Source organism: Corallococcus carmarthensis (genome assembly GCF_003611695.1).
GTDB lineage: Bacteria > Myxococcota > Myxococcia > Myxococcales > Myxococcaceae > Corallococcus > Corallococcus carmarthensis.
The window spans coordinates 1-10591 of sequence record NZ_RAWE01000291.1; the positions used below are offsets into that span (position 1 = coordinate 1).

The following is a 10591-nucleotide window of genomic DNA, read 5'->3' on the forward strand; positions in this document are numbered from 1 at the left end:
GGGCTTCTACCTGCAGGGGTTGTTCGATTGAGGGGCGGGCGGGTGCGGTCGGGGTGGAGGCCCCGCCGCTTGTGGCCTAGCGTGACGGCATGCGCCCCGCACGACTCCTCCCGCTCCTCCTCGTGTCCCTCGTCCTTCCGGCCTGCGCCGCCCGGCAGGTGCGCCCGGAGGGAAGCATCCGCAAGGTGGTGGTGGTGGCGGGCTCGCGCGTGGACGTGCTGCCGACAGGCACGTTCCGCCAGGACATCATCGGCGAAAGCAATCCGCGCACGGTGCTGGCCCGCCAGACGGAGGCGGAGCTCCTCTCGCGCGGCTTCGAGGTCGTGGCCACGCGCCAGTCCCAGGCGCCGGTGCCGCTCACGGACGAGGTGTCGTCCTTCGTCCAGCAGAACAAGGCCGAGGCCGCGGTGGTGGTCATCCTGGACTGGCTGGACGTGTCCGGCGCGACGGTGCTGGGCCGCGTGGACGTGGTGTTGCGGCTGGGCATGGTGGACCCCAACGGCCAGGTCATCTGGACGGACACGTTCCGCTCGCAGCCCGTGGTGAGCGCCTACCAGTCCGCCACGGACTGGAACTCGTTCCTGCGCCGGGCCGTCATCGACGCGGTGCAGGTCGTGCCGTGACGGCCGTCCTCCTTGCGCGCGTGAAGAGGGGGGCATGCGGGTCCTGGTGACGGGCGCGGCGGGCTTCATTGGCGCCCATGTCTGCGAGCGGCTCCTCGCCCGGGGTGACACGGTGGTGGGCCTGGACGCGCTGGACGCGGCCCCAGGGGACGTGGCGCTCCGGCGCTCCCGCCTCCAGCGGCTGTCTGGCGCGCGCGGCTTCACCTTCCTGTCCGGCGACATCACCGGCGCGGCCCGGCTGGGCGAGACCTTCACGGCCGCGCGTCCGGAGGGCGTGGTGCACCTGGCGGCGCGCGTGGGCGTGCGGGCTCCCGACGCGGAGGCCCCTGCGTACGCGGACACCAACGTGACGGGCTTCGTGCGGGTGTTGGAGGCCTGCCGCGAGGCGAAGGTCGCGCACCTGGTCTACGCGTCCTCCAGCTCCGTGTACGGCGCGGCCACGCCCGCCCCGTTCCGCGAGGACGCGCCCGTGGATCAGCCGCTCAACCTCTACGGCGCCACCAAGCGCGCCAACGAGCTGATGGCCCACGCGTACAGCCACCTGCACCAGCTGCCCGCGAGCGGCCTGCGCTTCTTCACGGTGTACGGGCCGTGGGGGCGTCCGGACATGGCGCCGCTGTTGTTCCTGCGCGCGCTGTCGCGAGGCGAGCCCCTGCGGCTGCACGGCGACGGGCGGATGCGGCGCGACTTCACCTTCGTGGACGACGTGGCGGAGGCCGTGCTGCGCGTGCTCGACCGGCCGCCCACGGGCAGTCCGCCGCACCGGCTGCTCAACGTGGGGCACGGCGAGCCGGTGGCCCTGGGGGACTTCGTGGGCCTGCTGGAGCGGCATTGGGGCGCGAAGGCCCGCGTGACATCCGTGCCCGCGCAGCCCGCGGAGATGGCCTCCACGTGGGCGGACACCTCGAGGCTGGAGGCGGAGACGGGCTTCCGTCCGCGCGTGTCCGTGGACGAGGGCGTGGCCCGGTTGGTGGCGTGGTACCGCGAGTGGATGGGCACCCACCGCTGAGGTCCGCGCGGAAACGGCGGCGGGCGCCGCCCGGGGCTCGTGAAGACCCCGGCCAGCGCCCGCGTGTCCTACGTGCCGCGTGGAACGGCTACGGCGTGGTGCTCACCACGAGCGTGCCGCGCACGAAGCCGTTGTTGTCCTTGCGCAGCTCGGGGTCGTACAGCTTCGCGGAAGCCCCCAGGTAGAGGGCCACGCCCGGCTGAGCCGCCTGCGGCGGGACGGCGTTGACGGAGCCCTCCACCGAGACGCACTCACCGGCCTCCAGCCGCGGGACCTGCACCGAGCCCAGCCGCGACAGGGTGGGCGACTCGACGGGCTCACCCTGGATGGCGGACGCCGGCAGCGTGGCCACCGTGGAGAGCAGCAGGTCCACCGGGTGGGGCTGCGCGGGCATCGTGCCCTGGTTGCAGACGGTGACGGGCACCTGCATCGGCGCCCACGGCTGCACCTAGGCAGGCCCGCCCACCGCGGTGATGACGACGTCCGGGGCGTGCCCCACGCCGATGCGCGAACCGACGAACGTGTTGTTGTCCTCGCGCACCTCCAGCACCTGCGCGTTCCGGTCCACGCTGGCGCCCAGGAAGAACGTCTGGGTGCCCGGGGGGCCCACGCCCACTCCGGAGACGAACACGTTCACCGTCGACGTGACGCAGGCGTTCGCCGCCACGGGAGGAAGGGTGGCCTCGCCCAGCAGCTCCTCGGGAGGAACGGACGCGTTCGGTGCCGGCAGCGTCAGCGACGGCTTCGTCAGCAGGTGCAGGGTCACCCGGGGGCCGGACGGCGTGGCCTGGGCGCCCAGGTTGCAGACGGTGATGCCCAGGTCCAGCGGGCCGGACGGCGTGCTCGCGGGCCCCGTCAGCGACGTGATGATCAGGTCCGGCCCGGTGCCCACGCCCAGCCGCCGCCCCGGGGACACGTTGTTGTCCCAGCGCAGGTCCATCTGCTGTTGGAACGGATCCACGACGGCGCTCAGGTACAGCGGCGCGTCCGGGGGCGCGTCCCAGGGCCGTTCCGCGCGCAGCGTCACCTGCGCGTCCTGGCACTGGCCGGCCTGGAGCGGCGGAGCGTCCAGCTGGCCCGCCAGGTACTGGCTCATCGAGGGGAACGGCCCCTGGCCCGGCAGCGGCAGCGTCCAGTTCGCCTCCGTGGACACGAGGAACACCACGGGCATCATGTACGAGCCCTGTGTGCCCACGTTGCAGAGCCGCGCGGTGGCGGTGAACGGCGCCAGCGGCGCGACCGTGTCCGGGAACGTCAGTCCAGTCACCACCACGTCCGCGAAGTACCCCACGCCCATCCGGCCCGCGACGAACGTGTTGTTGTCCTCGCGCAGCTCCGGCAGGCCCGCCCCCGGGTCGACGATGGCGCCCAGGAACAGCGGCTGCTGCGGCGAGGCCCGCGGCGGAGGCGACGCCGGTCCGGTGAGGCTCTGCGTGACGCAGGCCCCTTCACCCAGCGCCGGCACGTTCAACGTGCTCACGATCGACACGGTGTTGTCGGGCGACGACGGGATCCCCTGGGCGGCGGGCGCCGACAGCGTGTCGCTCGTGCTCAGGAGGACGGACACCTGCGAGCTCCCGAACGTCGGCTGCGTGCCCACGTTGCACACGCGCACGCTGCTGGTGAACGGCTCGCCGGGCCGCGCGCTGGCGGGGCCCTGGAGCTCGGTGACGACGAGGTCCGGCCCGTTGCCCAGGCCCACGAGGCCCACGGCGAGGCCGTTGTTGTCCGTGCGCGACTCCGACGGGGAGTCCACCACCGCGCTCAGGTTCAGCGTGGAGGACAGGGGCAGGGGCCCCAGCTCCATCGGGCGCAGGACGTTGAACGTCCCGCTCTGGGGGGTGCACTGGCCCGGCGTCAGCGCCGTGTTCGCGCCGACCCGGCCCTGGAACGCGTACCCGGGAATGATGAGACCGGGCTGCGAGGGATCCACCGCGGGCGCGGCCGCGTCCACGGAGAGGTACAGCGCCACGCCGTAGGACGACGCGGGGCTGAGGCCCACGTTGCAGACCGTGTAGCTCGCGGTGAAGGACTGGCCGTCGCGCAGGTTCGCGGGCGCCTTCACGTCGGTGACGACGAGGTCCGCGTCGAAGCCCAGGCCCACCCGTCCCTGGGTGAGGGTGTTGTTGTCCTCACGCAGCTCCGGGAGGCTCTGGGTCGCATCGATGAACGCGCCCAGCGACAGGGGCTGGCGCGGCCGTGCGTCCTGGGGCTGGAGCGCGATGGCGTCCACCGTCACCGCCTTGCACTGGCCGGCGGACAGGGGCGGCACGTTCGTGCTCCCCACGGGGACCAGGGTCCGCGTGTCGGGCTGCGGGAAGCTCACCACGCTCTGCGTGGAGAGAACCAGCTGCAGCTGGGCGGAGCCGTTCTGGGCGGCCGTGCCCACGTTGCAGACCGTCGCCTCGACGGGGAAGTGCAGCCCCGGCCCGACGTTGGCCGCCGCCTTCAGCGACCGGACGACCAGGTCGGGGCCGTTGCCCAGCCCCACCGTTCCCTTCACGAAGGCGTTGTTGTCCACCCGCAGCTCCGGGACGAACCGCGGCGACTCCACGCGCGCGCCCAGGTACAGCGGCGTGCCCGGCTGCCAGGAGGAAGGCGCGCCCGCGTAGCCCTGCGCGGACAGGGTGTCGCACCGTCCGGCGTCGAGCCCCGTCCCCTCGAAGTGGGCGAGGGGGAACTCGGTCGCCGGGTTCGGGGTCTGCGGCGGCAGCGACAGCGAAGGCTGGGTGGACAGGAGCGCGTCCACGCGCACCTCCGGCGCCTGGGCCGTGCCCACGTTGCACACCGTCACGGACACGGTGCCCGCGGGGCCCTGCGAGAAGGAGGTGGGAGCCTTCACGTCGGTGACGACCAGGTCGGGGCCGTTGCCCACGCCAAACCGTCCCGTGACGCGCGCGTTGTTTTCCTCCCGCAGCTCCGGGATGGACGCGGAGGGATCCACGAGGGCGCCCACGTACAGCGGTTGTCCGGGCGCGATGGGAATGGGAGGAAGCTGCGCGGACGCCTGCGCGCGGACCAGGACGCAGCGGCCCACCTCGAGCGCCGGCACCAGCGCCTCACCCACGCGCGCCTGCGTCTGCGGGACGGGGCCGGGCGCTGGCGCGTCCAGGGTGGCCTGCGAGGAGAGGACGACCGCCGCCTGCGTCGGAGGCGAGGAGGCCGTCCCCACGTTGCAGACGCGCACGTCCGCGACGAAGAGCGCGCCCTGCCGTGCATCGGGCGGCGTCTTCACCTCGGTGACCACGAGGTCCGGCGCCTGGCCCACGCCCATCAGGCCACGCACGAGGCCGTTGTTGGACTCGTTCGACTCCGTCACCGTCTGCCAGGTGTCGATGCTGGCGCCCAGGTAGAAGGCGCCGGGGAGCGCTGCTCCCATGGGGGGCAGCGCGTGCACGGTGAAGGTGCGCGTGACGCACTGCTGGGCGTCCACCGGCCCCACGTCCCATTCGCCCACCGTCATCTGCTGTGGCGAGGGCGGCGCGCCGGGCGCGGGCACCTGTTGCGTGGGCGTGGTGGACAGGTACACCTGCAGCAGGTTGGGTCCCTGCTGGGGGTACGCGGGCAGCGTGCCCGTGTTGCAGACCTTCGCGGTGACGGTGAAGGGATCTCCCGGGCGGGCGGCTTCAGGCGCGCTCAGCTCGGTGATGCTCAGATCCGCGCCTTGCTCCAGCGCGGAACCCTGACTCCGGATGACAGCCGCGCCGGACGGCGCGCCTTCACTTCCGCAGCCGGTAACGACGAGCGTGCCCGTGATGAGCAGACACGCGTGTCTCCATGACGGCGTGAGCCGTGGCATGTGTTTTCTCCTGATGGGGGTATGGATTCAGCATCCCCACGCGCGCTGGCCGCCGGGCCCGGTTCAACGTCGCGGGGACATCCATGGGAATCCCTCAACGGCGCGAAGCTGGTTGAAATTCAAACCCATCGCGTCGAATCCCTGGCCATGAAAGACAAACGCCGGCCAGGGTGCACGCGCACCCTGACCGGCGATTCCCTATCAATGGATAGGGAGTTCCGAGCGTGAGGCTACTGCGCCTGACTGATGGACGTGGCCATCGTCAGCGCGTTGTTGTCCTCACGCAGCTCCAGCAGCGAGTTCGGCGCGTCGACGAGGGCACCCAGGAAGAGGGGCTGTCCGGACGTGGCCGCGGAGGGACGGACCACGGAGCCCTGCACCGGCAGCGTGGTGCACTGGCCCACGCCCAGCGAGGACACCATCACGGTCCCCACGGGCATCTGGACCTGGGTGAACGGAGGCTGGCCCTGTCCGGGCGAGTAGAGGGACGTCTCCGTGGAGATGACCAGGTCCAGCGGCACGGAGCCGTACATGGCCACGTTGCCGTCGTTGCAGACCTTCACCTGGGCGGTGAAGGAGCTGTTCGGCATCAGGCCCGTGGGCGCCGTCACCGAGCGGACGGCCAGGTCCGGGCCATTGCCCACCACCAGCCGTGACGTCACGCGGGTGTTGTTGTCCTCACGCAGCTCCACCACCTGGTTGGTGAAGTCCACGCGGGCCGCCAGGAAGCGGGGGCTGGTGGGGTCGGAAGGCGGCGCGGTGCCGCTCACGGGCGTCGTCACGCACTGGCCCACGAGGAGGGACGGCAGGGACACCGTCCCCACCATGAACTCCGACGGCGGGGGGAGTGGGTACCCCATGGACAGCGTCTCCTCCGCGGTCACGACGGCCATCAGCTGCGAGGGCCCGGCCGGGTCGGTCCCCTCGTTGCAGACCTTCACGTTCAGCGTGAGGGCGCCGTTGGGGAGGGTGCTGGCGGGGCCGGTGACGTTCGTCACCACCAGGTCCGGGCCATTGCCCACGACGATGGGGCCGGCGACGCGGGTGTTGTTGTCCTCGCGCAGCTCCACCTGCTGCTGGTTCACGTCCGCCAGGGCCACCAGGTACAGCGGCTGCGTCGGCGAGGCCTCCGGAGGCGGGACGGAGTACACCGTCTTCGGGTACAGCGCGCAGGCGCCCGGCGAGAGCGACGACACCTCCACCGTGCCCACCTGAATCTGGGACGGCGGCGGCGGGCCCTGCATGGGCGACGTCACGGAGGCCGTGGTGGACATGAAGAGGCCCACCGTGGAGAGCGGCGCGGGCTGGGTGCCCTCGTTGCAGACCTTCACGTCCGTCGCGAACGACGTGCCGGGCTTGATGCTCGACGGCGCCGTCAGCGTGCGCACGACGAGGTCCGTGCCGGGCCCCACGCCGATGCGGGACAGCGGGGACACGTTGTTGTCCTCGCGCAGCTCCTGGAACGACGCCATCGGGTCCACGATGGCGCCCACGTACAGCGCCGGGTTCGGCATGGCGGTCCCGGGCGGCACGTTGGGGTAGCCGGTCACCAGGCGGGTGACGCACTCCTGGATCTCCAGCGCCGGCACGTTGACCATGCCCATGGGCATGCGGGTCATGGGCGGCGGACCGGCCACCACGCTCAGCGAGGGCTCATTCGTGATGTACACCTCCATGGGCACGTCGCTGGACCGCATCGTGCCCACGTTGCAGACCTTCGCGGACACCGTGGTCGGCGTGGAAGAAGACGCGTTGGTGGGGGCGTCCAGCGAGACGATGGTGAGGTCGGCACGCGTGCCCACGCCCATTAGCGTGTCCGCGCGGGTGTTGTTGTCCTCGCGCAGCTCCGTCACGCTGCGCGGCAGGTCCACGATGGCGCCCAGGTACAGCGGCGGCTCGGTGGGACCGGAGGGCGGCGGCGAGGGGGGCCGGTAGGCGTTGCCCTGCACCGTGCGGGTGGAGCACTGGCCCGCGTTCAGCGGCGTCGTGGTGAAGAAGCCGACCGGGGCCTCCGTGCTGGGACGGGGCGACGGTCCCGGGGCCGCCAGCGAGGCCACGCTGGACAGCACCACGCTCACGTCCACCGAGCCCGAGGACTGGGTGCCCTGGTTGCACACCGTCACCGTCGCGGAGATGGGGTCACCCTGGCGCGCGCTCGCGGGTCCCGTCACGGAGCGGATGACCAGGTCCGGCCGGTTGCCCACGCCCACCAGGCCCTGCACGAACGTGTTGTTGTCCTCGCGGATCTCCGTCACGGCGCGCGGCGCGTCCACGATGGCGCCCAGGTACAACGGCTGGTCCATCGTCGCGGCGGGCGGCGGCTGGGCATACCCGTTGAGCGCCACCGCGCGGCACTGGCCCGCGGTCAGGCTGCCGACGGGCGCGCTGCCGGCCATCATCTGCGAGGTGGGCGGCGGGCCGGACAGCGGCGGCATCGTCAGCCCGTTCACCGTGGACAGGTACAGCTCCACGAAGCCGCTGGTGCTGGACTCCGTGCCCACGTTGCACACCGTCGCGGTGGCGCTGAAGGACTGGCCCGGCGTCAGGCTGGGCGGCGCGTCCACCCGGGTGACGACCAGGTCCGGCTGGTTGCCCACGCCCATCAGGCCCTTCACGAAGCCGTTGTTCATCTCATCCGACTCCGTCACCGACTTCATCGTGTCGACGCTGGCCCCCAGGTAGTAGGTGCCGTTGCCGGTGAAGCCCGACGGAGGGCTGACGTAGATGCTCAGCGAACGGTTGACGCACTGGCCCGCGTACACGGTGCCCACGTCCGTCTGGCCCTGGGTGAGCTGTTGGGTGGGAGGCGGCTGCGTCCCCGGCCCGGGCACCTGCTGCGTGGGCGTGGTGGACAGGTACACCTCCAACATGACGCTGGAGTACACGGACTGGTCACCGGTGTTGCAGACCTTCGCGGTGACGGTGACCGGCTGACCGGGCTTCGCGTTGTCCGGAGCCTGTAGTTCCGTGATGCGCAGGTCCGGCCCGGGGGTGAGCGCGCCGGCCTGCTGCTGCTCGAGCGCGGGCGCTTCCTCCGGAGTGGAACCGCCGGTACAGCCGGTGAGCGCGAGCGCGCCCGTGATGAAGAGACACGAATGCCGCCATGGCGGCGTACGCCGAGACATACGGACTCCTGGGTGTGGGGGGATGCGGATGAGACGATACAGGCCCGGTGTGACATCCATCGGGACTGCACGTCTCTTCTAGGAGTGTAACCCCGGCGCGGAAAACAAGTTTCAGTGTTTTTCACGGGGAGGTCTGTCTTTACTCCACCCCCGGGGTCCGGTGGCTCACTCCACCTCGACACGTCCGTTCGCCACCCGCCAGCGCGTGGTGGTGCAGGCGCGGGCGAAGGGCGCGTCATGGGTGACGAGCAGCAGCGCGCCGGGGTAGTCGCGCAGCGCCGCCTCCAGCCGCTCGATGGACGGCAGGTCCAGGTGGTTGGTGGGTTCATCCAGCACCAGGGCCCAGGCGTGCTGTCCCAGGCCGCGCGCGATGGCCAGCTTGCGCGCCTCGCCGGGCGACGGCTGTCCGGACGCGAGCAGCCGGTGCGGGTCCACGCCCAGCGCGGCCACCAGGGACATCACCCGGCCGCGCTCCTCCGGCGGCAGCTCACGCACTGCGTCGAGCATGGCCTGCGTCTCCGCCGCGCCCAGGTCCTGTGGCAGGTACAGGAGCCTCTCGCGGGGCACGCGCGCCTGCTCCAGCAGGGCCTTGAGGAGCGTCGTCTTGCCGGCGCCGTTGGGCCCTTCGATGCGGATGCGCGCCTCGCGGTCCACGTCCAGGCGCGTGGGCCCCAGCACCTCCACGTCGCCGGCCTTCAGGCCCGGTGCGTCGAACGTGAAGAGGAACGGGTTGGGGGAGCGCACGTAGTCCACGAACACGGAGCGGCCCACGGTCTTGTCCACGGTGAAGGTGCCCACCTCGGCCTCCGCGCGCTCCAGCTCCCGGCGCTTCACGGTGACCTGGTGGCCCAGGCGGGACTCCGCCCAGCTGGCCAGCGTGGAGGGGCCCAGGCCGCGCGCGTCGCTGTCGTGCTTGTTGCGCATCCGCCGGCCGGTGCTGCGCGACAGGGTGGCGCCCTGGTGTTCGCGCCGGGCCCGGTCCAACAGCTGCGCGGCCCGGTCCCGCTCCGCCTTGGACTGCTGGTGGGCGGCGACCTCGGACTCGCGCTCCGCCTCCCAGTGGCCCTTCGCGGCGGAGTAGGCGCCGGGGTACAGGTGCGCCTCGCCGCCGTGCACGCGCAGGGTAGCCTGGGTGAGCGTCTCCAGCAGCTCGCGGTCATGGGACACGACGACGCCCACGCCCCGGAAGCGGCGCAGCGCGGCCACCAGCCACGTGCGTGCCTCCGCGTCCAGGTGGTTGGTGGGTTCATCCAGGAGCAGCACGTCCGGCTCGCGGGCGAGCGCCGCGCCCACCTGCCAGCGCTTGCGCTCCCCCGGGGACAGCGTGGGCCAGCGCTCCAGCGCGGTGACGTCCAGGCCCAGCTGTCCCTGGAGCCTGCGCGCCAGCGCGTCCCACGCGTCCGCGAACGCGGTGATGTCGGGCGTGAGCACCTCCACGCCCTGCGGACACAGGCACACGAGCGGCGAGTCCGGTTCGAACTGGAGCTGTCCGGAGGTGGGCGTCAGCTCGCCGGACAAGAGGCGCAGCAGGGTGGACTTGCCGGCGCCGTTGGGGCCGACGAGGCCCGTCCAGCCCGGAGCGAGGTGGAACTCCACGTCGGTGAGGACGGGGATGGCATCGGTGAAGGAAAAGCAGACGCGGTGCGCGCGCACGGAGGAGGACGAGGGCATGTTGAAGCGACTCCTGAATCCGGAAGCCAGCGCACACGCCCATCAGGACGCGCGGCGGCGGGGTACGGCAGGGACCGGGGTTTCAGGCGTACAGCTTCAAGGGTCCGCGAACCTCGTTCAGGGGAAGACCTCTGACATCTCCCCACGTGGACAGCCGGTGCTTCAGGTGGAGCATGCGGCGCGGCCCGGGCGGATGGCAAGTCCGGGCGCGCGACCGTGACGCGGGCACCGACGGGAGAACGCCGGTGCCCTGACAACGATTCCCCGACAGGGGGCCCGGCTACTCGTCCGACGGGGGCGGCTGCACCCGGCGGGTGGCCGGGATGGTGGCGCTGGCGGCGGCGTTGCGGGCCAGGGCCTGGGC

At 72.1% G+C, this 10591-nt stretch carries 6 protein-coding genes; 2 read left to right on the forward strand and 4 right to left on the reverse strand.

All coding sequences use genetic code 11. From position 1 onward, the window contains the following. Positions 1-89 precede the first annotated feature (89 nt). Positions 90-623 (forward strand): hypothetical protein, encoded by a 534-nt coding sequence (locus D7X32_RS40415; protein WP_120607845.1) that lies wholly within the window; start codon positions 90-92, stop codon positions 621-623. Between the two features lie 34 nt (positions 624-657). Next, positions 658-1632, forward strand: coding sequence for an NAD-dependent epimerase/dehydratase family protein (locus D7X32_RS40420; RefSeq protein ID WP_120607846.1), 975 nt, complete (start codon positions 658-660; stop codon positions 1630-1632). 88 nt (positions 1633-1720) lie between these two features. On the opposite strand, the gene D7X32_RS40425 is transcribed toward D7X32_RS40420, so the two are convergent. The 4 genes from D7X32_RS40425 to D7X32_RS40440 form a co-directional block, all read right to left on the reverse strand. Beyond that, positions 1721-2062 carry a hypothetical protein gene (locus D7X32_RS40425; RefSeq protein ID WP_147450468.1) on the reverse strand — a complete coding sequence of 114 codons (342 nt, stop codon included), beginning with the start codon at positions 2060-2062 and terminating at the stop codon, positions 1721-1723. 18 nt (positions 2063-2080) lie between these two features. Next, complete coding sequence (locus D7X32_RS40430; RefSeq protein ID WP_120607848.1) at positions 2081-5431, reverse strand: CARDB domain-containing protein; 3351 nt, start codon at positions 5429-5431, stop codon at positions 2081-2083. A gap of 230 nt (positions 5432-5661) precedes the next feature. Beyond that, positions 5662-8556, reverse strand: coding sequence for a CARDB domain-containing protein (locus D7X32_RS40435; protein ID WP_158625852.1), 2895 nt, complete (start codon positions 8554-8556; stop codon positions 5662-5664). Positions 8557-8721: 165 nt separating this feature from the next. Further along, a complete protein-coding gene (locus D7X32_RS40440) occupies positions 8722-10227 on the reverse strand; it encodes an ATP-binding cassette domain-containing protein (RefSeq protein WP_120607850.1) in 1506 nt (501 codons plus the stop codon). Between the last annotated feature and the right edge of the window lie 364 nt (positions 10228-10591).